This is a genomic window from Thioclava sp. F28-4, assembly GCF_002020045.1.
GTDB classification, from domain to species: domain Bacteria; phylum Pseudomonadota; class Alphaproteobacteria; order Rhodobacterales; family Rhodobacteraceae; genus Thioclava; species Thioclava sediminum.
The window spans coordinates 151545-176128 of the sequence record NZ_MPZQ01000001.1 but is presented as its reverse complement, the minus strand read 5'-3'; the positions used below and the strand labels follow the sequence as shown (position 1 = coordinate 176128).

The following is a 24584-nucleotide window of genomic DNA, read 5'->3' as shown; positions in this document are numbered from 1 at the left end:
GCCCTCATGCGACCATGAGAGGATCGGCCATGTCCCAGACAATCGAGCATATCGCGCAGGCGCTGAACGCCCGCGCCGAAGGCGACCTGTCGATCGAGGTGACCGGCGCGTCCGAGCCTGCGACGGCGGAACCCGACCAGATCGCCCTCGCGATGAGCGAGAAATACGCCGAAGGGCTGCGCGAGGGTAAGGCCCGCGCGGCGCTTCTGTGGGAAGGTGCGGATTGGCGCGCGCTCGGGCTGGAGGCTGCGGTCTTCGTGACCCGCCCGCGTCTCGCCATGGCGGGGCTGTCGAAAGCCTTCGACCCCGGTCCCATCGTCGAGCCCGGCATCCATCCGACCTGCGTGATCGACCCGACCGCCATCATCGGGCCGGACGCGTCAATCGGCCCCTTCACCGTGATCGGCAAGGAGGTGAAGATCGGTCCGAATGCGCGGATCGTGGGGCAGGTGACCATCGCGGAAGGCGCGCAGATCGGCTCTGACGCGCTGATCTATCCCGGCGCGCGGATCGGAGCGCGGGTTCTTATCGGCGATCGTCTGGTCTGTCAGCCCGGCGCAGTGATCGGCTCGGACGGGTTTTCCTTCGTTACGCCTGATCCTTCGGGGGTCGAGGAAATCCGCCACACGCTGGAGCAGCGCGAGGAAATCACCGAGCAGAAATGGTCCCGCATCCATTCGCTCGGCACGGTCGAGATCGGCGACGATGTCGAGATCGGCGCCAACGCCTGTATCGACCGCGGCACGGTGCGCGCGACCGCCATCGGCTCGGGCAGCAAGCTCGATAACATGGTCCATATCGGTCACAACGTGCAGGTGGGCGAGGATTGCCTGCTTTGCGGGCAGGTCGGCATCGCGGGCTCCACCCGGATCGGGCACCGCGTGGTGCTGGCAGGCCAATGCGGCGTCTCGGACAACATCACCGTGGGCGACGACGTGATCGCGGCGGGCGGGACGAACATCTACACCAACGTCCCCAAAGGCCGTACGATCTGGGGCAGCCCGGCGGTGAAGATGGAAACGCAGCTCGAGATCAACAAATCTGTCCGCAGATTGCCGAGATTGTTTGCGCAAATGGCCGAGCTTCGAGAAACTGTTACGAAACTCACGCAAAAAGGCGGCACGGAGTAACCCCAGATATGAGGCCAGACGTGCAAGACCAGGTTTTCTCGATCATCGCCCGCGAAGCCCTTCGTGAGCCCTCCGAACTGTCGCCCGAGATGACGCTCGACGAACTGGGGCTCGACAGCCTCGGCCTCGTCGAAGTGATCTTCGCCATCGAAGAGGCCTTCGACGTCTCGGTGCCCTTCAACGCCAACGAGCCCGCCGCCTCGCAATTCGACATGTCCTCGATCGGGGCGATCGTGGGCGCGGTGGAGCGGCTGGTTTCTGGCGGCAAGCCTTCGACCGCCGTCGCCTGATGCGGCGCGTCGTCATCACGGGCGCGGGCACGATCAACGCGCTCGGCGAGGGCGTTGCGGCAACCAAGGCGGCCATGGCGGAGGGGTGCATCGGCATCGGCCCGCTCAGCTTCCAGGATGTGGAGCGGCTGAGCATCCGCATCGGCGGCCAGATCCACGGCTATGACGCGTCGACCCGCTTCACCTCGGCGCAGCTCGCGCAATACGATCCCTTTACCCAATACGCGCTGATCTCCGGCGCGGAGGCGATGGCGCAGGCGGGGCTGGAGGCAGTCCCCGATCCCGCGCGCTGGGGCTGCATCATCGGGTCGGCAGGCGGCGGGCACACCACCGCGAACAACGCCTATCGCGCTGTTTTCGCAGGCCAAAAGGCCCGCGTGCATCCGCTCACGGTGCCCAAGCTGATGGCCAATGCCGCGCCCTCGCATCTCTCGATCCGCTACGGGCTGCAGGGGCCGAGCTTTGCCGTCGCCACTGCCTGCGCCAGTTCCAACCATGCCATCGGCCTCGCGTTCCAGATGGTGCGTTCGGGCATGGCCGAGGGGATGCTTGCAGGCGGTTCTGAGGCGATGCTCAATTTCGGCGGGCTGAAAGCATGGGAGGGGCTGCGGGTGATGTCGCCCGATGGCTGCCGCCCGTTCTCGGCAGATCGCAACGGCATGGTGCAGGGCGAGGGCGCGGGCGTCTTCGTGGTCGAGACGCTGGAGAGCGCCGAGGCGCGCGGTGCGCAGCCCTTGGCCGAGATTGCGGGCTTCGCGATGAATTCGGATGCGAGCGATATCGTGATGCCGTCGCTCGACGGGGCCTCTGCGGCGATCACCGGCGCGCTGAGCGACGCGGGCATGGCGCCCGAAGAGGTCGGCTATATCAACGCCCACGGCACCGGGACGGCGGCCAACGACCGGATCGAGACCGCTGCGATCCGCGCGGCGCTAGGTCTGGCCGCCGATCAGGTCGCGGTCTCATCGACCAAGGCGCTACACGGCCATTGCATCGGCGGCACGGGGGCGGTGGAGCTGATCGCCTGCCTCATGGCGCTTGGCGACGGGGTCATCGCGCCGACGGCGAATTACGCCACCCCCGATCCCGACTGCGATCTGGACTATGTGCCCAACACGGCCCGCAAGGCACAGGTCGGCGCGGCGCTCTCGAATGCCTTCGCTTTCGGCGGGCTCAACGCGGTTCTGGCCTTGCGCGCGATATGAAAACGCCGCGCCCGGATGGGCGCGGCGTCTTGGATTTCAAACGGTTGCGAGTCGAAGCTCATCCATTCAGCTTACTGCTGAACGCCGTTTTCCTTGTTGGTTTTCACGGTTTCGTCGAAGGCTTTGGTGAAGCCCTTGAGCGAGATATCCGCTTTCACCTTCTGCTGCGGGTTGGCCAGCGGCGTGATCGTGATCGTCGCCTTGCTGCCCTTCTTGAGCGAATTGAGCTCGGCGCTGCTGACGCCGAAGCGCGCGAAGCAGCCCATCATGCGCGGGTCGCAGAAGGAATAGGGGTAGACCATCGCCTTGCCGCCATCGACCTGCATCACGAGGTTCTGCGACAGCAGGGTCTGCATCGGAACCATGATGGTCAGACCGGCAGCGGCCTGGCTGCCATCGGGCAGGCCGATCACCGAGATGTCGGCCACGTTGCCGCCATTCTGGTCCTTGATCACCTGATACATCTGGCAGGGATCCTTGCCGTCGGGCGACTTGGCGCATTGCAGCTGCCAGTCTTCGTAGGTCGCCTTGATGTAGGTCTGCGGCTCCTGCGGCTCCTGCGGCTTCTGGGCCTGCTGGTCGGCGCCGGGCATCGTCGGCGCAGTCTGGCCGTCGGTCGCCTGATCGGTGCCGCTGGTGTCTGCGTCTGCGCCCGCATCCGCCGCCGGGGTCGCCGCGCCATCGGTGGTCGCGCCATCGGTAGTCGCGCCTGCGGTCGCATCCGCCGGCGGAGTCGTGGTCGTATCGCTCGAGGTGGTATCTTGCGCCCACGCCCCGCTTGCAAGGCCGAGGGCCAGAGCGAGGGCGAGCGGTTTCGTCAGTTGAGACATATTACTCTTCTCCTGAAACGTATTGGGCGAAGGCTTAACACGGGGCTGCGCCCCTGTCAGTGGCGAATTCCGCAGCGGGGCTCACGGATCGGCGGCAAACTGCCACAGTTTCGTGAGCCGTGCGACGGCCTGCATCGGCGCTGGGGCAGGCGAGAGATTTCGCGGAAAGAGCGGGGGCGATTCAGTCGCGTCTCGCGCGGGCTGTATCGGCTATTCCGGGGGGAGTGAAAGCTGGGCTTTCCAAGCGAAAGGGGCCCATTCGGACCCCTTCCTTTTCCCCCTGTCGGACTGGCCGACTTCGTCATTGCCGACACGCTAGGCCGTAATTTTTCACAGGTCAACAGGCAAAGTTGAGGAAGTGTGACAGGCGGTGAGGCGATGAACTCCGGTGCGCAATCCCTTGGCACAGAAGAAAAAGACCGCGCCAAGCGTGGCGCGGCCAGTTCAACAGGGAGGAAGCGCCCCCATCCGCGCAAAAGCGCACTCCGGGGGCAGGATCAGACTGGCGCAAAAGGGTTAAGGTAGTATTGTCGGAGCCGAAATTTGTTTGGCGAGGGCAAGATGACCGGTGTTCTGACCGAAGAGGGTGTGTTCGTTGGGGGCGGTGGTGAAGGCTACGCAAGCCCGCAGGAATTGAAGCTCCAATACGGCAACCGTCACGGGCTGGTTGCGGGCGCGACCGGCACCGGCAAGACGGTGACGCTGCAGATCCTCGCGGAAGGTTTTTCGCAGGCGGGCGTGCCGGTCTTCATGGCCGATGTGAAAGGCGATCTGTCGGGCATCGCGGCCACCGGCTCGACCGAGGCGAAGCTGCACAACGCCTTCATGGAACGCTCGCAGACCATCGGTTTCGATCTGGAATATCGCGCCTATCCGACGGTCTTCTGGGACATGTTCGGCGAGAAGGGCCACCCGGTGCGCACGACCGTCTCCGAGATGGGGCCGCTGCTGCTGAGCCGCCTTTTGGGGCTGACCGAGGCACAGGAAGGGGCGCTCAACATCGCCTTCCACATCGCCGACAAGGAGGGGCTGGCGCTGCTCGACCTCGACGATCTGCGCGCGATGCTGCGCCATATCGGTGAGCGCGCGGATGAGATCGCGCTGGAATACGGCAATGTCGGCACCGCGACGATCGGCGCGATCCAGCGCGATCTTCTTGTGCTGGAGAACCAGGGCGGGGCGCAGTTCTTCGGCGAACCCGCGCTGGATCTCAGCGATCTGATCCAGATCGACGAAAACGGTATGGGTCAGATCAACATCCTCGCCGCCGACAAGCTGATGGGCAGCCCGCAGCTTTACGCGACCTTCCTGCTGTGGCTACTCTCGGAACTGTTCGAGGAGCTGCCCGAGGTCGGCAATCCCGACAAGCCCAAGCTCGTCTTCTTCTTCGACGAGGCGCATCTGCTGTTCGACGACGCGCCGAAGGCGCTGGTCGACAAGGTGGAGCAGGTGGCGCGATTGATCCGCTCGAAAGGGGTGGGGGTGTTCTTCATCACCCAGAACCCCGGGGACGTGCCCGACGGCATTCTCAGCCAGCTCGGCAACCGCGTCCAACATGCGTTGCGCGCCTTCACCGCGAAGGATCAGCGCGACCTGCACCGCGCCGCCGAGAACTACCGCGCTAATCCGAGCTTCGACACCGAGATCGCGATCAAGGAGGTCGGCACCGGCGAGGCAGTGACCTCCTTCCTCGAGAAGAAGGGCGTGCCGGGCATGGTCGAGCGGACGCTGATCCGCCCGCCGCAGTCGCGCTTGGGCCCGCTTAGCGATACCGAGCGCGCCGCCGTGATCGCGGGAAGCGGTCTGGGCGAGAAATACGACACGCCCGTGGATCGCGAGTCGGCGCAGGAAATCCTCGCCAAGCGCGCCGAACTGGCCGCGCGCGAGGCCGCGGAGGCCGAGGCGCGCGAGAAGGCGGCCAAGACCGCCGCAGGCCGCTCCGAGCTCGATGAAGGCTTCGACAGTTTCAACAATGCACGGCGCTACGATCCGACGGCGAAGTCGAAACCGGCGCGCAAATCCTCGCGCCGGTCCGATACGATCCTCGAGACCTTCGGCAAGAGCTTTGCGCGTCAGTTGGGCACCAAGACGGGCCAGACGATCGTGCGCGGGGTTCTCGGCTCGCTCTTCAAGTCGCGCTGAGAGACGGATCTGCCGCACGGCCATCGGCGGGCTGCGGCGCCAGCCGCGCCTCCGCCAGAAGCGCGATCAGCAGCTCGATATGGCGGGCGACCGAATAGGTAGCCTCGCCCGCGCGCCGCGCGTGATCGAGCGCCGCTTCCTCGGCCATCAGCGCGCGCAGGGCCGTTCCCGGACGCGGCAGCTCGCTCATCCGCATCACCCGCTTGAGGTCGCGCTTGCGGCTGTAATCGTTCAGCCCGTGCCGGACCGCGCGGATCAACAGGCGCGGGCGGCGCATCTTCGCCACGGCGGTGACCGGATCGAGATCGGGATCGACGCTGTCGGCTGCGGCCGGTTCGACGAGGCGCAGCGGCGACGGGGCGTAGACGGCGGGCGTGGATTTCTGGCGAAATGCGAAGGTCATCGGAAACTCCCTTGAGGTGAGATCCCGAGCGTTACCCAGCCTCAGGCGGTGTTGCGCAATTTCGCCCTGAAGCGCGCGCCCCGCAAAGCTTTGTTTAGGAAGTTTAAGGAATTCTTGCTGGCGTCCCGTTTATTAACGAACGGGTAACCAAAGCAACTCACGGTTGTTACCGGACGGACTCGTCGCGCGTTTCGCGGCGCAATCTGGGGGACAATATGACTTCGATCGCACCGGCCCCGGCGGAGCTTCCCGCCTGGCTGCCCGAACATGCCCGACTCTATCTGCGCCATGTCGAAGAAGGCGTTCCGATACGGGCCTTGGCACGGGCGGAAGGGTGCGCGGCCTCGACCATCCTGCGCCGTGTGCGCCGGATTGAGGCGCGGCGGGACGATCCGCTGGTCGATGAGGCGCTCGAACGTCTTGGCCGCGCGGCCGAGCCGGGCGCCGCCAATTATCCCGAGGCTCCGATGACGACCGTGCTCCAAAAGGACACGCCCATGACTGCTGCTTTCCGCCCCTCTGAGACGCCCGCCGATGAAGACCAGCTGCGCCGCGAAACGCGCCGCATCCTGCGCCGCCTGGCCGAGCCGGGCGCGCTCCTGATCGTGGGGCGCGAGATGGACAAGGCCGTGGTGCTGCGCGGCACGGTGCGCACTGCAGTGCTGGAGCGCGCGGTGGCGCAGGCTTTCGCGCTCAAGGACTGGATTGAGGTCGCCCATGCGGGGCGCGTCACCAGCTACGAGATCACGCAGGCGGGGCGCTCGGCGCTGAAACGCGTGCTGGAGGAAGAAGCCGCGGCACGCGGCGAGACCGCCGCCAATCCATTCGCCGCGCAACATGGCGAGTTCGCCCACGAGACGCGCGCCGACGCGGACGGGCATCAGCGCCGGGTACGCGCCAATCTGGCCGAAAGCCCGCTCGCGGTGCTGGCGCGGCGGCGTGACAAACAGGGGCGGCCGTTCCTCGGCGCCGATCTCGTCGCCGCAGGGGAGCGTTTGCGCGAAGATTTCGAACTGGCGCAGATGGGGCCGCGGGTCGGGCAGAACTGGGAGCGGTTCCTGACCGGCGGCGGCGGGCGCGGGCAGTACCGCCCCGAGCTGGCGATGGGCGGTGGCTCCGACACCGCGCGCGAACGGGTGGCGCTGGCGCTGCGCGATCTGGGGCCGGGTCTGGGCGACATGGCGCTACGCTGCTGCTGCTTTCTCGAAGGTCTGGAGACGGCGGAGAAGCGGCTTGGCTGGTCGGCGCGCTCGGGCAAGATCGTCCTCCGCATCGCTCTGCAACGCCTCAAGCGGCATTACGACGACACCTATGGCGGTGCCAGTCCGATGATTGGGTGAGTGGCGGTCCGGGCGTTCTCACTCAGCCGAACCCTCAATGCCTAACAGTCCGTTTAAGTTAAGCCGTTACCTTCGCTTTGCTTTGCAAGACTCTGATAAAACGCAAGAAAGGGCGTGAGATTTTCTCGCGCCCTTTCCTTTTTTCGCTGGTCCGTGTCCTGCCGAGCTTGGTGTGCACCCTTAAGGCTTCCTTCTTGGCGTGAGCGACCCACGCGAAAACGATATAATGCGAAGTTGTAAACTTTTCCGCATGTCGATAATCGAAGATTATGAATATCACGCTTCGTCAACTCACCTATCTACGGGCGCTCGGTCAGGCACGCTCTTTCTCGCGCGCCGCTGAGATCGTCCATGTCAGCCAGCCCGCGCTCTCGGTCCAAATCCGTGAGTTGGAGGAGCAGGTTGGCCAGCCGCTGGTCGAGCGCCGCCCGCGCGATGTGCGGCTGACGCGGGCCGGGCGGCGGGTGCTGGAGACCGCCGAGCGGGTCGCGGGCGAGTTGCGCGATCTGCAATCCGAGGCGAGGCGCGGGCTGGGGCAGGTCAATCTCGGCGTGATCCCGACCATCGCGCCCTATCTGCTGCCTGCGTCTCTGGCGGGGCTGCGCGCGCAAGGGGGGCTGCGGCTGCGCGAGGCTACGACCGAGTCGCTGCTGGCCGAGATCGCCGAGGGGCGCCTCGATGCGGCGATCATCGCGACGCCCGCGCCCGAACTGTTCGAGACACCGCTGTTCGAAGATCGCTTCCTGCTGGCCGGGACGCCGGATCAGCTGACCATGGTGCGCGGCCTCAGCCCTCAGGCGATCGACCCGGATCAGCTCTTGCTGCTCGACGAAGGTCATTGCCTCGCGGATCAGGCGCTGGCGCTGTGCGGGCTGACGCGGGCGGCGCAGCGCATCGATCTGGGGGCGTCTTCGCTGACCACGCTTTGCGCGCTGGCCGGGCAGGCGATGGGGCTGACGCTGGTGCCCGAGATCGCGAGCCTGCAGGAAACCCGCGCCTTTCCGACTCTCGCGCTCAGCCGGTTCGACGAGGAGCCGGCACGGACCGTAAGGCTGGTCCGTGCCCGCGAAGTGTCCGATGCCGAGGCGTGGTTCGACCCGCTCGCGCGGGTCTTGCAACAAGCGGGCGAGGGGCTGGTCGCGCAGGCGCGCAGACGCTTCTGATCGCCGCGCGCCCCGATCCGTTGGTAGCCGGCCCGATTACAGGCCGGCATAGGGTCACGCCGCCGCTTCGGCCTTGGCGTTGACCAGCCAGTTCATGACGGTCTCGGGCGAGGACACGCCATAGGGATCCGCGCCGTGGTTGTCTTCAAGGCCGGGCTCTTCGAACCAGGCCTCGACCACGCCGTCATTGACGACGGCCGCATAGCGCCACGAGCGCAGACCGAAACCCAGATTGTCCTTGCGCACCAGCATGCCGACGCGGCGGGTGAACTCGCCCGAGCCATCGGGGATCACCTTGACGTTCTCGAGGCCCTGCGCCTTGGCCCACTGGTTCATCACGAAGGCGTCGTTGACCGACAGGCAGTAGATCTCGTCGATTCCCTGCTCGGCGAAATCGTCGAAGCCCTTCTCGAAGCCGGGCAGCTGGTAGGTCGAGCAGGTGGGGGTGAAGGCGCCGGGCAGTGCAAACAGCACCACGCGCTTGCCCGCGAAGTAATCCGAGGTGGTCTTGTCCTCCCAACGGAAGGGGTTCGGCCCCTCGATGCTGTCATCGCGCACGCGGGTGTGGAAGGTCACTTCAGGCAGTTTCGAACCGGAAAGCATGGGGAGGTCTCCTTTGTCGGTTGGGGAGGTTGCGTTTTGGAGAGTGTCCTGACTAGCGGATGTCCCTTTCGGTCACAATCGCTGACTTTGCAGTTGCGGCATTCGCTGCGCGAGACCCTTTCGGATGCACCGAGATGTTCGGCGTCTTTGAATTCGTTATCCTTGTGGTGATCCTGACCGCCGCTTCCGCGCAAGTCAGCCGCGCGCGATGTGCAAGGCGGCCTTCGGGCTTGCGCATTTGCATCCGACACGCAATCGGCTTATGTGACGATCAACCGCACTCCGAAAGGATGGATCATGCGCGATCTCAAGATGCCCGGTGAACGCCACCCCGAAAAGGCGCATCGCGCCGACAATGCTCAGCCCAAGAAACCCGATTGGATCCGCGTGAAAGCGCCGGTCTCGGAAGGCTACAAGAAGACGCGCGACATTCTGAAGACCAACAAGCTGGTCACCGTCTGCGAAGAGGCAGGCTGCCCGAATGTCGGCGAATGCTGGAGCCAGGGTCACGCCACCATGATGATCATGGGCGAGATCTGTACCCGTGGCTGTTCCTTCTGCAACGTGGCCACCGGTCGCCCGGACGCGCTCGACGTGTTCGAACCGGGCCGCGTCGCCCATGCGGTCGAGACGCTGGGTCTGAACCACGTCGTGATCACCTCGGTCGACCGCGACGATCTGGACGATGGCGGGGCGGAGCATTTCGCCCAGACGATCCGCGCGATCCGTCACCGCTCGCCCGACACCACGATCGAGATCCTGACGCCGGACTTCCTGAAATGCGAGCCCGCCGCGCTGGAGAAAGTCGTCGAGGCGCGCCCCGATGTCTTCAACCACAATCTGGAAACCGTGCCGGGCCTCTATCCCGGCGTGCGCCCCGGTGCACGTTACTTCCACTCGCTGCGCCTGCTGCAGCGCGTGAAAGAGCTGGACCCGTCGATGTTCACCAAGTCAGGCATCATGGTCGGTCTGGGCGAGGACGCACCGCAGGTCCGTCAGGTGATGGATGACATGCGTTCGGCCGACGTCGATTTCCTGACGATCGGTCAGTATCTGCAGCCGACGCCGAAGCACCACGCGGTGATGCGTTTCATCACCCCGGACGAGTTCCGCGACTACGAGAAGGCGGCTTACGGCAAGGGCTTCCTGATGGTCTCTGCCACGCCGCTGACCCGCTCGAGCTATCACGCGGGCGATGATTTCGCCCGGCTGCGCGAGAACCGGCTGAAGAAGCTCGGCCTGAGCTGAGCGCGCCCATCGCGATCTGAATGAACCCGGCCCTGTGTGGCCGGGTTTTTCATTTCTCCAACCGCGTGAGTTTTTCGTCCAGACCGAACAGCGCGCGAAATCCCAATGCGTCGCGCGCGCCCAAAGCCTGTGCGCCTTGGATGCTCAGGTGACCCGCATCGCGGTAAAGCGGCGTGCCGGCTTCCTCCAGCGGGCAGGTATCGTTGGGGCAAAGGACGCCGATCAGGTCCATTACGCGCACGCCGTCGATTTCCTCCAGCCCGTCGAGCGCCGCGAAGGCCTGCGCGCGATAGGCCCGTGCCTCCGTCTGCCGCATCTCGCAACGCGCGCGGGCGCCAAAGCTGAGAAGCCCGCTCTCCGCCCGTTCGCGACAGGCGAAGAAATTCGTGCCGACCGACGGGGGCGGGCTGACCACGACGATCTGACGGTCGGGGCGTGCGATGGCCTGCACAGCCGCGTGCAAGGCGGCGCGGCCTCGGGCGAAGGTCATTGCGACGGGCACGATCCGACCGCGCTCCATCGCGATGCCCTGCGGTTCAGAGCCGAGGATCTGCGCGACGGGGCTGGAGATGACGAGGCGGGTGATCTCGGGATGGGCTTGCAGATAGGCGACGATCGCCCTGTTCGAGCGGATGCAGCCTTCGCCCCAGATGGCATCCTGACCGACCTCCGGCTGTATCTGGGACAGGCCGAGCACCGGCGCGCAGGCGGATTTCGTGGCCTGCGCGACGGGGCCGATCTCGGGCGGCAGGGTTGCGGCCAGATGCATCGCGTAGCTGTCGCCCCATAGGAACGTGGTCGGGTGCGGGCCTGTCGTGCACAGCGCCTCCGGGTCGAACGCCGCGGTGAAGTCGCAGCCCGGCGCGATCCCGGTATTGGCGGCCCCGAGCGCGAGGTAGTCGCGCGGAGGCATGCGCAGGCCGGGCAGGGCGAGGGCGATCAGCCACAGCGCCACCGTCCCGCCAAGCGCCAGCCCCGCCGCGCGCGGCCAAGAGGGCAGCGGAGTGCGATGCAGCGGCCGTTCGACACCGATATGCAGCAGATGGGCGAGCCCCAGCGAGACCACGATCAGGCTCAGCCGCAGCCAGAGCGGCAAAGGCGCATCCAGCCACGCGTTGCGCGTCAGCGCGAAAAGCGGCCAATGCACGAGGTAGAGCGCATAGGAAATCCCGCCGAGCCACAGCAGCGGTCGCATCATCCGATGATCCCCATTCATCCAGGCGGGCCGCGCCGCGATCACAAGCGCCGTGGCCCCGACCACGATCACCGCATCGAACCCCGGATGTACAGAGCCCCAGCCCGCACCCGGCGCAATGGCGCAGACCACCAGCAAAACGATAAGCGCCAAGGGGCTGAGCAGGCGCAGCCAGCGCCCGGCATGGCTTGCGATCCGCGGCTCGAACAGCATCACCACCGCCCCGGCCATCAGCTCCCACGCCCGCGTCGGCAACAGGAAAAAGCTCGCAACCGGGCTGCGCGGGGCCAAAACGAGGCAAGCGGCGAGGCTGACCGTCAGTGCGCCGATCAGCAGCGTCGGCCAATGCCTGCGCGGCGCGATCAGCATCGCGAGCGGGGTGACGAGGTAGAACTGCTCCTCCAGCGACAGCGACCAGCTATGGAGAAGCGGGTTCAACTGCGCACCAGCGGTGAAGTAATTCACGCTTCGCCATAGCGCGATATTCGAGGTGAAGCTCAGCGCCGCCCCGAGCGTGTCGAGAAACCGCGCCATTTCGGCCTGCGACAGCAGCCACAGCGCGGCCACGGCGGTCGCGAGATAGACGGCAAAGGCCGCAGGCAGCAGTCGCTTGGCGCGCGACAGGTAGAACGCGCGCAAGGTAAACCGCCCCTCGGCCATTGCGCGCGCGATCATCCCGGTGATCAGGTAGCCCGAAATCACGAAGAAAATGTCGACCCCGAGATAGCCGCCCGCGAGGGGCAGTTCCGCGTGATAGAGCACCACCATCGCCACGGCGAGCGCGCGCAGCACCTGAATGTCGCGGCGATGGGGCAGACCCGCGCTCATGCCGAGACCTGCGCAGCGACCGCGCGAAGGTCGGGCGCGATGTCGAGGCTCAGCCAATCGGGGATCAGATCGGGCCGTGGCTTCGGTGCCTCCCAGATCCCGTCCTGCAGCGTGAAACCGTTCGCGGCATAGACGTCGCGGCACGGCGTGTTGAGGGGGCTCTCGTGGATTTGTCCGCACAAGGGATGGCGTCCCGGGCGTGCTGCCAGTGCAGTCTGCAACAACGCCGTCTCGATCCCGTAGCCAAAGGCTCGGCAACTGAGAACGAACTGGGTGATTTCACTCGCCTCGGCCCCATCCGCGATCACCAATGCGCTCACGATCCCCATCGACCCGAACCTGTCACGCGCTTCGGCGATCAGAACGCGGCGGGAAGGATCGCAGAGCGCGTCAGTCGAGATCGGAACCTGCGTCGTGTTGAACTGGTTGGTGCGCGCGATCAACTCGCCCACCCGGGGCAGATCGCGTCGCTTGGCGGAGCGGATCGCGACCCGCAGTCCAAGCTGGCGATATGCGGCGCCGGGGGCTTCGGAAGGGGCGGCGACACAGGCCTGCCGCGCCGCCCGCGCTTGATAGAGCGTGGTGCGGTCAGAACCCGCAAATGCGGCGCGCTGATCGGCCCAGTCGTCCAGCAACTGCCACGTCTCCGGCGCATTCGGGTCAAGCGCCAGCAGCCCCGGACACCCGGCTTCGGCCAGCGCGCGCTCATCCGCGCGATCGTCGAGGAAGACAAAGCTCTCGGGCGCGAGGTTCAGCTGCGCCGCGATCTTGGCGATATTGCCCGCCTTCGGCGCCCAGTCGATCTCGCGCGCGACGAAATCGGAGGCCCGCAGTGCGGCACCCCGCCAACTGACATTCGCTGGATCGTTCTTCGAGGCCACCGCAAGCAAAACCCCGCGCGCCTTCAATCGCAACAGCAGCGCCTGACGCTCGTGGTGATGGGTGATCGGACCTTCGCCGATCTCACCGGCCCAGAGCGTGTTATCGAGATCGCTCACCACGAGCTTGCGCCGCGAGAGCAGATGCGCCGCACGGCAGGCGCGCAGATAGGGGCCGGATGCAAGCGATGCCGCCAGCGACGTGGGGTGCAGATCGCCCGCCTCGAAGAAAACGCGCCCCGCAGCTGGCCCGAGACGATGCGCCTCTGCAGCCTCCGGGATACGCAGAACCGGGCGCACCGCCCGCTGCGTTAGCGCGTCGAGCCTCTCGTTCAGCCACGCCGCCACGCGGGCCCGCCTGCGCGCGCTGAAACGATCCGCCAGCGCACCGTGCCAGCCCGAAGCCTGCCGCGCGCCCGAGATGTCATGCAGATAAACCGGGGCGTCGGTCCGCGCGAGGAGGTGGGACAGCGTCGCCTCCACCTCGTCCAATGCGGCGCGCAAGCCGGGCAGGTCGCGCGCCATCGGGCGCAGGAGGGCGCCGGGCGCGATAGCGCGGGCATAGCTTTGCACGAAGCCGAAACCGAAAGGGGCGTAGAAGACCAGATCGACCGGGCCAGCCCGCTCCACCGCGCGGCGCAATTCTGCCCCGTCGCGCTGGGCGCAGAGATGCGGCGTGATCGCGAGGCCCTCCGCCGCCGCCGCGATCTGGAGCTGGGTCGCGATATCCCAGATCAGGCAATCCCCGATAAACAGCACCCGCAGCGCATGACCGGGCGGTCGGGCCAGTGTCTCGGTCAGGTGTGCCAAGCCTTGCACGAGCGTGGCGCGGGCTGCCCCGGACAGCTCCGGGCTGAGCCTGTCGTGCCAAAGTGCGGCAGCCACAGCCCCTTCGTCCACGGTTTGGGAGAGCCGCGCGGCACCATATGTCTGCTTCAGCCATCCCGCTAAAGCCGTGAAGCCCTGCGCGGCCTCTCCCTGCGCGAGGTGATGCGCGAGCAAGGCACAGCCCGTGCGCGCCTGCTGCAGTGCCGCAGGGCTCGGCGCCTCTGCCAGCCTTTGCAAATCCCCGGCAAGGGCGTCGACTTGCGCGCGGATCGCACGGGACAGCTCCAGTTCCCCCCCGTTCATCGCGCGGCTCTCCGGAGTTTCAGTCGCAGCCACGCCCTTAGCAGCCAAGGTGCAATCGCGATCACCAGCGCCTTCGCCCAGAGCGCTTTCGGCGCGACCTGCCAATCCACCTGCACCAACTGCGCGAGTGCCAAGTCTCGATGGCCTGCTTTCGCCTGCCAGATCACCGCATGCAGGCAGGAATAGGCGTGAAACCGCGCCGCGCTCCGCCGTCGCGGCAAAGCGATGCGTCCGCGCGCGATCCAGTCCGCGAAGGTCTGATGCCAATGGGGCACCTCGCCTTGATGCGCGCGCCAGCCGCTCGCGCCGTCTGCGATGTGGTAGCGGGCGACGGGGGCGGGGAGATAGGCAAACCGCGCCTCGCAGCCCAGCCGAAACCACGTGTCGCTGTCCTCGCCGACCGTGACGCCTTCGGGAAAGCCGCCCGCGCGGATAAGCGCGCCGCGACGGATCATCACCGAGGAGGCGGTGATTTCCGGCCCGCCCCGAACCAGATGCGCGAAGTAATCGCTCACGCAAAGCACCGGGGCCTCGGCAAGCTCGGGCGCGGGCGATCTGTCCTGCGCCGCATGGCACACCTCGCCGAAGATCACCTCCGCCCCCGGCACCGTCCGCCTTGCGCGCTCGAACGCGGCCAGCGCGCCCGGCAGATAGGCGTCATCGGCGTCGAGAAAGGCGATCCAGTCGCGCCGCGCCGCCCGCATCCCGGCATTGCGCGCGGCACTCACACCGCGATTGTCCTGCCGGATCAGCCGAATGGTAAGCGGCGAACGCGCGGCGATCCGCTCCACGAGGGCGGCGCCCTCGTCGCTGGAGCCGTCGTCGATCACCACCACCTCGGCAGGCGCAGGCCGCTGCGCCTCGACCGAGGCGAGCGTCCGCGCGATGAAGGGCGCCTTGTCATGCAGTGGGATCACCACGCTCAGATCGGCGCAGCGGTCGGGCCCGGCGCTGGGCGTACAGAGGCGGGGCGTGCGGTCCATCCTTGGCGAAAGCGCGGTCATGCGAGGGCGACCTCCTCGGCGAATTCGGTGAAGGCGCGGGCCAGCCCGGCGATCACGCCGTCGATGGCGTCTTGCGGGGCGCAGCTCGCGAGGGCGCACAGATCGGCGAGGCTTTCCGAGCCTGTAAGCGCGACGGGGGTCCAGACGTGCCGGGCCACCGCGCTGGCGTAATCGTCGAATTTGAACCGCCCGCCGATCAGCCCCGGCGCAGCCAGCCAGATTGCGGGCAGGCCAAGCGCATCCGCCGCGATCAGCCCGTGCAGCGAGGCCGAGGCGATGCGTTCGCATGTGGCGATCTGCGCGATCACCTGCGCCGGCGGCGCGGCGGGCGAGATCACCCGGATCGCCGCCCCGTGCCGCGCTTTCAACGCTGCAAATTCCGGCGCGTCGAGATGGGCGTGATGGGCCACCAGCCCGAAGGCATGGCTCGGCGCGGGCAGGGCGGGCCGTTTCTCGGTCCCGCCGAGGAGAAGCCGCGTTGCGTAAAGTCCGGGATCGCCGAGGGTCACGCTATGGCCCAGCCCTTCGACCCGGTCCCGGCTCAGCGCGCCGCGCAGCCCCACGATCCGCGCCCCGGTGAAGCGCCGTGTGCTGCGCTCATCGATGAACCCGGAGCCGAGGATCGTGCCGCGATAGGTCTCGTCGAGATGTTCGAGCACCGATCCGGTCGCGGTCAGCCGCGCGCGGTCGGGATAGGCATGGACCGGGGTGAAACCGTGATGCCGCAGGATCGCGGGCGTCAGCAGATCGCCGAAATTCAGCGTCTCGCGAAACCAATAGGCGCTGAGCCCGTTGCCCCGCGCGAGTGCCAGGCTCTTCTGGGGCAGCCGCTCGGCGAGGTGATAGCTCATCAGCCGGTCGATCCGATGGCGCAGTATGCGGCTCATTTACCCGCCCTCTCGATGAGGCTGGCGAGACGTTCGGGGTCTAGGGCTGTCGCGCCGTGGCCGCTCCGCACAGCCTCCGCACGCAGGGCCGCGGCCTGCCGATAAAGCGCCGCCATCTGCGCTCCGACCTGCGGCCAGAGATAGTCCCGGGCCACAAGCGCCCGCCCGCGCGCGCCCATCGCCGCCCGCTCGGGCGCAGTCGTTGCACCAAGCGCGGCAATTGCGCCGCCCAACCCCGCCAGATCGGGCGTGACCCACCAGCCGCAGCCCGCCTCGCGCAATTCCGCCCAAGGGCTGCCGGTCGTGGCGATCACGGGACGTGCGGCGGCCAGCGCTTCGGCCACAACGGTGCCGAAATTCTCGGTATGGCTCGGCAGGATCAGCGCATCTGCCGCCGCGATTTCCGGCTGTTTCGCAGCACCCCACACCGGTCCTGCGAGGGTGATGCGCTCTGCCGCGTCCCGCTCGGCGGCGCGGGCGCTAAGCGCCGGGGTCAGGCCGTCCTCGTCGGGGCCTACGATCCGCAGCTCCCAATCGCGCGGCGCGCAGGCGGCGAAGGCGCGGATCAATGTGTCGAGGTTCTTCACCCGGTGCAGCCGCCCGAGAAACAGGAGGCGTTTGCGCCCGTTCGGGCTGCGCGTCCGGGTTGGCGCACCCTCCGGTGGCAAGGCGATCCCCAGCGGAACCTGCGCGATCCGCGCGACCGGGCAATGGTGCGCGACCGCCTCCGCCTCGGCCTGCGAGGTGACGTGCAACAGCTCCGCCCGCGCCAGATCGCGGCGCTGATACAGGTGCCACGCGAGGTCTTTCTTGCGCCGCTTATGCGCCCGCGCCCACGGCAGCAGCATCCCGTGCGGGCTGACGATCCGGCCCAGCCCCAGATCGGCGGCAAGGCGCAGCCCCGCATGGTTCAGCGGGTCCCACAGCCCGTGGCTATGCAGCACGATCCGCGCGCCGGCCTTCACTTGCGCGCGCATCCCGGCCATTGCCCGCGCGAGCTGCGCGACGTTCGGACCTTGCGTGGGCGCGACGCGCAGGCAGCGCGCGGCGATCTCCGCGTCCGGGTCGAAGGCGCGGGTCAGAAAGCGGCTCGCGATGCCCTGCGCCGCAAGCGCCTCCGCCAGAGCGGGCGCATTGGCGGCGATCCCTCCGGCGCTGCGGCGCAGGTCCGGCACGACATGCAGAACCGTGATTTCAGGCGGGGGAGAGGTCATGGGAGAACTCCGGTTGGGGCTGCGGGTCGGTAGAGAGATGGTCCATAGCCGCGGTCGCGAGGGCGGCGGTGAACTGGGCAGGGGCGAAGCGCGCGATGTCGGCCCGCAGGGCGGCGCTGAGCCGGGATTGCAGGTCCGCGTCGCGCGACAGGGCCAGCAGGCGGCGCGCGGCCTCTGCCTCGTCCGAAAAGCGGCAGTCTGGGGCGGAGACGATCTCGTCCTGTCCGGTCCCGCGCGGCACCAGAGGGATCATCCCGCTCGCGGCCATCTCGGCGGTGGCGATGCCAAAGGCCTCCACCTCGCAGCAATTCAGCCCGTAGCGCAGCGATCCCAAAAGCGCGGTTTTCGCGGCACCGCTCTGAGGGGGCAGCCGTTCGATCCAATTCTGCCCAGCGATCAGCGCGCGAATACGGGCCATGTAATCGGGCGGTCCGTCGGGCCCGGCGATCACGAGCCTGCCGCGAAACCCTTGGGCACGAGCGCGCGCGACGATGGCGATGGCCCGCTCGATCCGTTTTTCCGGTGCGATCCGCCCGAAAATCAGCACATCCTCGCGCCGCGTGGCCCAGTCGCGGATCGGGCCGGGGACGGCGGCCAGCGCCACCGGCGGGGAGATCACACGGACCCGGCCGGGGCAAAGCGGGGCACTCGCCGCAGCCAGCCAGCGCGAATTGGCGATTACGGTGTCATCGGGGCGCGGGCCGAGGGCGGGGCCGTCGATCACGCGGCGCAGGATCTTTGCGCGCGGGCCCGTTTGCCCTGCCAGCGCGGGATGCCAATCGCGGGCAGAGAGCAGATGCAGCGCGGGCGCGTTCCAGCGGCGGACGCCAGACAGCGAGACCCGCAGATCGTAGGCCCGCCCGAGCGCTGCCAGCGCCCGGTTGAACCGCGCGGCCTCAAGCGCGCCGATAGGGCTTCGCGCGGGGAGGGTGAGCACCCGCAGGTCGCCGGGAGAGAGGTCGGTGCCTGCCAGTGCGTTGAGCGCGTCGCAGTCGAAGCCGCCGCGCGTGACGACGGTCAGATCGAACCGCTCGCGCAGCGCCACGAGCGTCCAGGCGGCCACCGCCTCGGCCCCGCCGCGCCCCCAGATCCCATGGGCGAGCACGGCGCGCGGTTTTTGGGGTGGCGCGCTCATGCCGGTCCCTCCGCCGGGCGGCGGCGCAGGAGGGCGGTCAGTCGCGCACGTTCCGGCGCGCTCAGCCCCAGCCGCCAGCTTGCCCCGGGCCAGAGAACCGAGCAGACCCCGAAGCTCAGCGCCAGCCGCGCCGTACCTTCGGGCAACAGTCCCTGCACCAGCGCCGCGCCAAGCGCCGCGGGCAGCGCGCTCGCCAGCACCGGGATCAGGGTCTCGTGCGCCCAGCGAGTGGCGGTGCCGGGGGAGAAGCGCGTCAGAAGCATAATCCGTAGCGCGGCGATCGCGGTGGTGGCGGCAAGCGCCACCCAAAGCGCCGCGCCGATCTCGCCACTCGCCCGACCGGCGAGGAAGGCCGCAGGCAAGCTCATCACCGTCAGCGCCGCGCCCCAGCCCTGCATCCATGCGATGCGACCGCGTGCGAGGAACGCCAGCCCCAAGCCCGCGCTCACCTGATCGAGCGCAACCGCCGCCAGCATCAGCCGCACCACCATCACCATCTCGGGGCTGCTGCGCCCCAACCAGAGCGTCAGCAGCGCCGGCGCGTTCACCGCCATCGGGATCGCTGCGCCGAACGCGATCAGCGCAGCGATCCGGCTGGCGACCAGCGCGCCGGTGACGCTGCCGTCAGCGCCTTGTGCCGCATGATCGGCATAGATACGCGGGGCCAGAACCTGACGCGTGGCTTCGGCGAATTGGCGCAAAGCGGCGGGGAGTGGGTTTCCCAGCCCATAGGCCGCACTTGCGACCGGACCGCTCAGCGCGGCCATCAGGAGAACCATGCCCTGCGCCCGCGCACTCGCCGCCAGCCCGCCGAGGACCGACCACGACAGGAGCGCGGTCTGGCCGCGGGCGGGGCGGATGTTCAGGATCCAGTGCAGATGCAGCCGCGTCTCGGGCAGGGATTGGCGCGCCCGCCACGCCCCGGCAAGCGTGGAGCTCAGGCTCAGCCCAGCGGAAAGCGCGGCGAAGGCGGCAAGTGGCGGCGTAGTCTGCCCGATCAGAAGAAAGGCAACCGGGATCAGCGCCACCGCCCGCGCCAGATCGAGCGCTGCAAACAGGCCGAAGCGCTCGTGTGCCTGCAATGCGATCTCGTACGGGGCGAGCGCGATCGCGACGACGCTCGCCGCCAGAACGCAGAAGAAGGCGACCTGAGCCTGATCCGCCAGCGAGGGCGGCAAATCGAACAGCCGCGCCAGCGCGGACGGACCAAGAAGCGCACCGATCCCTCCCACGCCGAGCGCCACCCGCAGATGCAGCCCGATCAGCGCGTTGAAGAGGCGCGGGCGCTGAGCCAGCGGCGCAAGGGAGAGCGCCCGCAGCGTCGTGCTTTGCAGGGCGCCGGTCACAATGCTCGCGATCAGCGCGAGCGCGAGGGCTGCGAGATAGGCACCCATCGCCTCGATCCCCAAAGCGGCGAGCGCAAAGCGGGTGCTCAGGAACCGCGCGACCAGCCCGCCTCCGATCTGGCCCCATGCGATCGCCCCATTGCGCAGCGCTCGCGACGGAGGTGATTGTGGTGAGGAGGAAGGCAAAGGCCGGGGGGACGATACGGAGACGCTCATCGGACATTGCCCTCCGACGATACGCCATCCGATGCCGCGCGCGGGCCGCGCCCGTCTCCGGCGCTGACATCGCCCAGAACGACGACACGCGGCGGCACGATCGCGCCGGGGCGCAGGACGCGATGCGCCGTGATCCATGCGCTGTCGCCGATCTCGATGGGCCGCGCGAAGAAGCGGAAATCGCCGCGCGCCCAGTCGTGGCTGCCGGTGACGATGCGCACCCCTTGGCTAATGCAGACATGTGCGCCGATCCGCACCGGGCCGGGGTTGTCGATCCACACGCGCTCGCCCAGCCAGACATGCGCGCCGATCTCCAGAAGCCACGGGTATTTGATCGTGACGCGTGGCTTGCAGACGAGGCCGGGGCCGACTTTCGCCCCGAACCCGCGCAGGATCGCCGCCTTCGCCCGCGAGGGGATCAGGGCGAGGAGCGCCGATTGGAAAAACAGCGCATTGACCAGATACCACGCCACGCGCCAGCCGAAGCCGCGATTGCCCGCGATCACCGGGCGGGGGAAGCGAGACAGGTCCTGCGTGGCGATCGGCCGGAAGGGACCTTGTCGGGAGGAGGGGCCCGGTTGCGGTGGGACGGGGAGGGGCATGGCATCAGGCATTGGAGCGCACCGCAGCTTGGGGGAAGCGTGCCCGGACCGCTTCGATCGCGCCTGCCACGCTCGGGCTGATCCGTGCGGGCTTGAGCCGGGTGCGAATGCGCTTGGCCAGCGCGGTCGTCATCCCCAGCGCGGTCCAGAAGGCGGGGGTGGCGGCACCTCCGGGCGAGAGCAGCCACGCCTCGAATTGCGCATGCGTGAAGAGCGCCGCGAGATAGCCCAGCAACAGCGCCATCAGCACCCGGTCGCTGCGGCGGCGCGCATGCCGGGCCGCGAGAACCGCGCCGCGCGTGATCAGGAGCAGCATTCCGGTGAACAGGACCGCCCCCGTAAGCCCGACCTCTTCGATCAGAGCCAGCGCCGAATTGGTCTTCTCGCGCCCATAGTGCGACGCGCTCGCCGACAGCGCGTAGTCGTCGAACCCGTAGGAGACGCCGAAGCCCAGCCCGAAGATGCCGCCCGCGCGGGCCCCCTCGAGCGTGGCGGCCCATGTCTCTGCGCGCGAGGCGATCAGGGTCTCGGTCTGTGCGGAGGCCTTGAAGAGATAGCGCTGCGTCAGTGCCTCCGCCCGGTCCGGGAAATAGAGCCACAGAAGCGACAGCACTGCCCCAAGCGTTGCCGCCGCCATCGCCAACCGCTTGAGCCCGCGCCCGATAAGAAAGACCGCGATCAGCACCGTGAGCGACAGTAGGCTCGCCCGCGACAGGCTCATCAGCACCAACACCGTCAGGATCAGCGCCACAGCCCGCCAGAATAGCCATCTCTGTCGCCCGATCCGGCGCTGGGCGAGCCGCCACAGCGGCAGTGGCGCGACGGTGAGGATCATCAGGGCGAGAAAGTTGGAATTGGCGCTCAGCCCCCGATAGAGCGAGATATCCGCGTTCATCTCGACCGTGCCGAAGCCCGAACGCAACCCCCCGATCCCGGCGAACAGCACCAGCGCCAGCAGCGGCCAGAGGATCGCGAAGAGATCGCGCCGCCGCGTGTGCTGCGCCCAGGCCGCGCCCGCCGAGGCGAAGGCAAGCGCGGTCAGCGCGTAGATCGCGGCTTTCGGCCCGCTCAGATGCGGAACGCTCGACCACAGCGCAGACAGCGCCGCCAAGCCCAGCAGCGCCAGCCTGCAATACATCCCGTCGCCCGGGATCTTGCGCCACAACCGTCCATTGAGGAGAAGTGCGAGGACAAGACCGCCCATCGCCGCCCAACGCGCGCCGGGGCCGAAAAGCATGTTGACATAGATGACGCTCGGCGCGGCGGTGGCGGCGATGCCGAGGCCCAGCAACAGGCCGCGTTTGCGGATCGCGAGCCTCATGCGCGTTCCGCCTTGCGGTTGGGCGCGGGCGCGGCACTGGCTTCGCGCGTGGTTTCGGGCGCGTCTTGCGTCACCCGCTCGGCCAGCGTGCAAAGCTGGCTCGCCCAATCCGCGCTCGACCAGCCCGCGATTGCCGCAGGCGCATCGGCCCGCATCCGGGCGCGTAGATAGGGATCGGCGCAGACACGGGCCAGCGCGGCGTGCAATGCGCCGGCGTCGCCCGGCGGCACGATCAGCCCGGCCTCGCGCCCGCCCAGCAGGTCGGGCACCGCGCCGCAGGCCCCGCTTGCCACGACACCGCAGCCCGCGGCCAGCGCCTCGCCGATCACCAACCCGAAAGGTTCGGCGCGGCTCGGCAGGACAAGGCAATCCGCGGCGGCGAGGTGATCGCGCAGCGCCGCCCCTTCGAGCCGTCCGCGCCACAGGATACGGGGATCGCGGGCGGCCGCCTTCGCCAGTGTCTCGCCCAGCGGCCCGTCGCCCGCCAAGATCAGACGCGCCTGAGCGGCGTTGAGCTGCGCGAAAGCGTCCAGCAGCAGGTCCAGCCCTTTCTCGGGGGCGAGCCGCCCGAGGAACATCAACACGGGCGCATCGGCCGCGATCCCGAGCCGCGCGCGCATCTTCTGCCGCCCGTCAGGGCCGAGGGTGCGAACGTGGCGCGCGATGGCGGCGGTGTCCGAACTCATCCGTCCGGGGACGATCTTCTCGGGCGGCACGCCTTGGTCGCGAAGATAGTCGGCAGCACGCTGGCCTGCCGGGCAGAAACCGTCGATCATCTCGAGGATCCGACGCTTGAGCACCGCGCGAACCCCGCGTGCAGGGCTCATCCACGTGTCGCTCAGCGCGATGATCCGCGCGCCAGAGAGTTTGCCTAGGACGATCGCAGCCAGCAGGGGGAAATGCGCCCAACCGGCGACGAAAATGACTGTGGGGCGCGTGCTGCGGATCTCGCGCCAGAGCGTGACGAGGGCCGCCAGACGCTTCGCGGGCAGGATGGTTTCGGGCGCGGCGTCTGCCCATCTCTGCGTAACCGCCGCCGAGACATAGCGCACCGTGAGACCGGTGGGCAATTGTTCTGCCAGCGCGGTGGTCATTGCGACCATGTACGGCGCGGGCTCGATCAGCACCGCGAGCGCGGAGCCGGGGCAGGCTTCGGGGCAGGGAGGCTTAACCGACAAGGCGGGCCTCCTGCGGGTAAGGGGCGACGCGGGCGCAGGCGACGTGCAGCACTTCGGACAATGCGCGCGCATGGGCGTCCCAGCTGGTATGATCGCGGGCGAAGCGGGTGCCCGCGCGTGCAATCTGGCGCCACTCGGCACGCGGTCCGGTCACCAGGGGGCGCAGTGTCTCGACCAGCGCCCCGACCGAGCGTGGCGCGACCAGATAGCCGGTCTCGCCGTGGCGCAGGAATTGCGCCGGGCCTTGGTCCTCGACCCCGATGCAGAGCGCGCCAGCGGCCATCGCCTCGAGATAGACGATCCCGAAAGCCTCCCGCCATGACGGCAATACGAAAACGTCGCTTTGTCCGATCGTTGCGAGCACATCTTCATGTGGTTTCTGACCGGCGAGTGTGATCCTATCCCCGAGCCCCTGCCGCGCGATCTGGGCGGCGAGATTGGCGCGCTCGGGCCCGTCGCCGATGATCGTCAGATGCCATCGTGCGTCCGCCTCGCGCGCAAGCCGTCCGAGCGCCGCGATCAGCAGTTTCAAGCCTTTGGCGGGATGCAGATTGGCGACGCTCACCAGCCGCAGGGGAGCCTCGTCCGGCAGCCGCAGGGGCGGACGGTCGGGCGCGGGATCGACCCCGTTCCAGACCACCTCGATATGATCCCCACGCCCGGACAGATCGGTCGCGAAGCGGCGCAGCGGTTCGCCCACCACCACAAGCCGGTCGAGCCCGCCCAAGGCGTCCCGAAACCGCTCGGCCTGCCCATTGGTCCAGAGATACCGCCAATTGCTGTTTTCGCCGTGCAGCACGCCGACCACAGGCAGTCCCAGCCGCGCGGCCAGCGACTGCGCGGCAGGTGCGAGGGTCTCTGTCTGTATCAGGATCACATCGGGACGGCGCGCGGCGATCATCTCGTCCGCCAGCGCCGTGAGCGCCCGGTCGAGCGTGCGATTGGTCAGCTTGCGCATCAGCCCGCCCGGCAGGGTCGGGTAGCGCGCGAGGCGGATCTCCTCGATCTCGGGGAAGCGCGCCGCCTCGATCTCTCCGCGATGCTCTGGCGAGGCGAACCGCGCCGTACCCGCAGGCGTCAGCCCGCGCAGCACGCCGACCCGGACCCGGTGGCCCCGCCGTGCCAGCGCCCGTGCGCTGTCGGCGACGAAACGGCTCGGCCAGCCGTCGGGGCGGTTCGGAAACCACGGGGTCAGCATCAGAATGTCGAGCGATGCGTCGCTGATGATCACAATCCCACTCCTTCACTCGGTTCGCGAGGTCGGGAGGCGACGGGGCGCGCGCTTGGTTGACCTC

General features: G+C 68.1%; 21 protein-coding genes. 7 read left to right on the top strand and 14 right to left on the bottom strand.

Going from position 1 to position 24584, the window contains the following annotated elements; all coding sequences use genetic code 11:
• The first annotated feature begins 29 nt into the window (after positions 1-29).
• Genes BMI87_RS00835 through BMI87_RS00825 form a run of 3 tightly spaced genes read left to right on the top strand, consistent with a single transcriptional unit; the run spans position 30 to position 2625 of the window.
• Positions 30-1130: a UDP-3-O-(3-hydroxymyristoyl)glucosamine N-acyltransferase gene (locus BMI87_RS00835; protein WP_078519277.1), complete on the top strand. Its 1101-nt coding sequence runs from the start codon at positions 30-32 to the stop codon at positions 1128-1130.
• An 8-nt stretch (positions 1131-1138) separates the two neighbouring features.
• Positions 1139-1420 carry an acyl carrier protein gene (locus tag BMI87_RS00830; RefSeq protein WP_078519276.1) on the top strand — a complete coding sequence of 94 codons (282 nt, stop codon included), beginning with the start codon at positions 1139-1141 and terminating at the stop codon, positions 1418-1420.
• Positions 1420-2625, top strand: a complete 1206-nt coding sequence (locus tag BMI87_RS00825; RefSeq protein ID WP_078519275.1) for a beta-ketoacyl synthase — start codon at positions 1420-1422, stop codon at positions 2623-2625. Before BMI87_RS00830 ends, BMI87_RS00825 begins: the two co-directional genes overlap by 1 nt.
• A 71-nt stretch (positions 2626-2696) precedes the next feature.
• Here the strand turns inward: BMI87_RS00825 and BMI87_RS00820 are convergent, their stop codons facing one another.
• Positions 2697-3455, bottom strand: coding sequence for an invasion associated locus B family protein (locus tag BMI87_RS00820; protein ID WP_078519274.1), 759 nt, complete (start codon positions 3453-3455; stop codon positions 2697-2699).
• A 561-nt stretch (positions 3456-4016) separates the two neighbouring features.
• Here BMI87_RS00820 and BMI87_RS00815 point away from each other — a divergent pair.
• A complete protein-coding gene (locus BMI87_RS00815) occupies positions 4017-5597 on the top strand; it encodes a helicase HerA-like domain-containing protein (RefSeq protein ID WP_078519995.1) in 1581 nt (526 codons plus the stop codon).
• On the opposite strand, the gene BMI87_RS00810 is transcribed toward BMI87_RS00815, so the two are convergent.
• Positions 5584-6000, bottom strand: a complete 417-nt coding sequence (locus tag BMI87_RS00810; RefSeq protein ID WP_246832624.1) for a DUF6477 family protein — start codon at positions 5998-6000, stop codon at positions 5584-5586. The genes BMI87_RS00815 and BMI87_RS00810 overlap by 14 nt on opposite strands.
• A 215-nt stretch (positions 6001-6215) precedes the next feature.
• Here BMI87_RS00810 and BMI87_RS00805 point away from each other — a divergent pair, with 215 nt between their 5' ends.
• Together BMI87_RS00805 and BMI87_RS00800 are read left to right on the top strand one after the other, a co-directional pair.
• Positions 6216-7340 (top strand): DUF6456 domain-containing protein, encoded by a 1125-nt coding sequence (locus BMI87_RS00805; protein WP_078519273.1) that lies wholly within the window; start codon positions 6216-6218, stop codon positions 7338-7340.
• Between the two features lie 269 nt (positions 7341-7609).
• Positions 7610-8503 (top strand): LysR substrate-binding domain-containing protein, encoded by an 894-nt coding sequence (locus BMI87_RS00800; RefSeq protein ID WP_078519272.1) that lies wholly within the window; start codon positions 7610-7612, stop codon positions 8501-8503.
• 54 nt (positions 8504-8557) lie between these two features.
• Here the strand turns inward: BMI87_RS00800 and BMI87_RS00795 are convergent, their stop codons facing one another.
• The gene (locus BMI87_RS00795) at positions 8558-9106 is read right to left on the bottom strand and encodes a peroxiredoxin (protein ID WP_078519271.1); all 549 of its coding nucleotides are present in this window, start codon (positions 9104-9106) and stop codon (positions 8558-8560) included.
• A gap of 297 nt (positions 9107-9403) precedes the next feature.
• Here BMI87_RS00795 and lipA point away from each other — a divergent pair, with 297 nt between their 5' ends.
• Complete coding sequence (gene lipA / locus BMI87_RS00790; RefSeq protein WP_078519270.1) at positions 9404-10354, top strand: lipoyl synthase; 951 nt, start codon at positions 9404-9406, stop codon at positions 10352-10354.
• A gap of 49 nt (positions 10355-10403) precedes the next feature.
• On the opposite strand, the gene BMI87_RS00785 is transcribed toward lipA, so the two are convergent.
• Genes BMI87_RS00785 through BMI87_RS00735 form a run of 11 tightly spaced genes read right to left on the bottom strand, consistent with a single transcriptional unit; the run spans position 10404 to position 24520 of the window.
• On the bottom strand, positions 10404-12377 hold the full coding sequence (locus BMI87_RS00785) for an acyltransferase family protein (protein ID WP_078519269.1): 1974 nt from the start codon (positions 12375-12377) through the stop codon (positions 10404-10406).
• The gene (locus tag BMI87_RS00780) at positions 12374-14386 is read right to left on the bottom strand and encodes an HAD-IIIC family phosphatase (RefSeq protein WP_078519268.1); all 2013 of its coding nucleotides are present in this window, start codon (positions 14384-14386) and stop codon (positions 12374-12376) included. The genes BMI87_RS00785 and BMI87_RS00780 overlap by 4 nt, the downstream gene beginning before the upstream one ends.
• Entirely contained in the window at positions 14383-15390 is a 1008-nt protein-coding gene (locus BMI87_RS00775) for a glycosyltransferase family A protein (RefSeq protein WP_168175134.1), read from the bottom strand. The genes BMI87_RS00780 and BMI87_RS00775 overlap by 4 nt, the downstream gene beginning before the upstream one ends.
• Positions 15387-16277 (bottom strand): polysaccharide pyruvyl transferase family protein, encoded by an 891-nt coding sequence (locus tag BMI87_RS00770; RefSeq protein ID WP_078519266.1) that lies wholly within the window; start codon positions 16275-16277, stop codon positions 15387-15389. Before BMI87_RS00770 ends, BMI87_RS00775 begins: the two co-directional genes overlap by 4 nt.
• Positions 16274-17491: a glycosyltransferase gene (locus BMI87_RS00765; RefSeq protein ID WP_078519265.1), complete on the bottom strand. Its 1218-nt coding sequence runs from the start codon at positions 17489-17491 to the stop codon at positions 16274-16276. Before BMI87_RS00765 ends, BMI87_RS00770 begins: the two co-directional genes overlap by 4 nt.
• On the bottom strand, positions 17472-18626 hold the full coding sequence (locus BMI87_RS00760) for a glycosyltransferase family 4 protein (protein WP_078519264.1): 1155 nt from the start codon (positions 18624-18626) through the stop codon (positions 17472-17474). Before BMI87_RS00760 ends, BMI87_RS00765 begins: the two co-directional genes overlap by 20 nt.
• A complete protein-coding gene (locus BMI87_RS00755) occupies positions 18623-20188 on the bottom strand; it encodes a lipopolysaccharide biosynthesis protein (protein ID WP_146681477.1) in 1566 nt (521 codons plus the stop codon). Before BMI87_RS00755 ends, BMI87_RS00760 begins: the two co-directional genes overlap by 4 nt.
• Positions 20185-20802, bottom strand: a complete 618-nt coding sequence (locus BMI87_RS00750) for a colanic acid biosynthesis acetyltransferase WcaF (protein WP_146681476.1) — start codon at positions 20800-20802, stop codon at positions 20185-20187. Before BMI87_RS00750 ends, BMI87_RS00755 begins: the two co-directional genes overlap by 4 nt.
• On the bottom strand, positions 20795-22111 hold the full coding sequence (locus BMI87_RS00745) for an O-antigen ligase family protein (protein ID WP_078519261.1): 1317 nt from the start codon (positions 22109-22111) through the stop codon (positions 20795-20797). The genes BMI87_RS00750 and BMI87_RS00745 overlap by 8 nt, the downstream gene beginning before the upstream one ends.
• Positions 22108-23289, bottom strand: coding sequence for a glycosyltransferase (locus tag BMI87_RS00740; RefSeq protein WP_168175133.1), 1182 nt, complete (start codon positions 23287-23289; stop codon positions 22108-22110). Before BMI87_RS00740 ends, BMI87_RS00745 begins: the two co-directional genes overlap by 4 nt.
• A complete protein-coding gene (locus tag BMI87_RS00735) occupies positions 23279-24520 on the bottom strand; it encodes a glycosyltransferase (protein ID WP_078519259.1) in 1242 nt (413 codons plus the stop codon). The genes BMI87_RS00740 and BMI87_RS00735 overlap by 11 nt, the downstream gene beginning before the upstream one ends.
• Between the last annotated feature and the right edge of the window lie 64 nt (positions 24521-24584).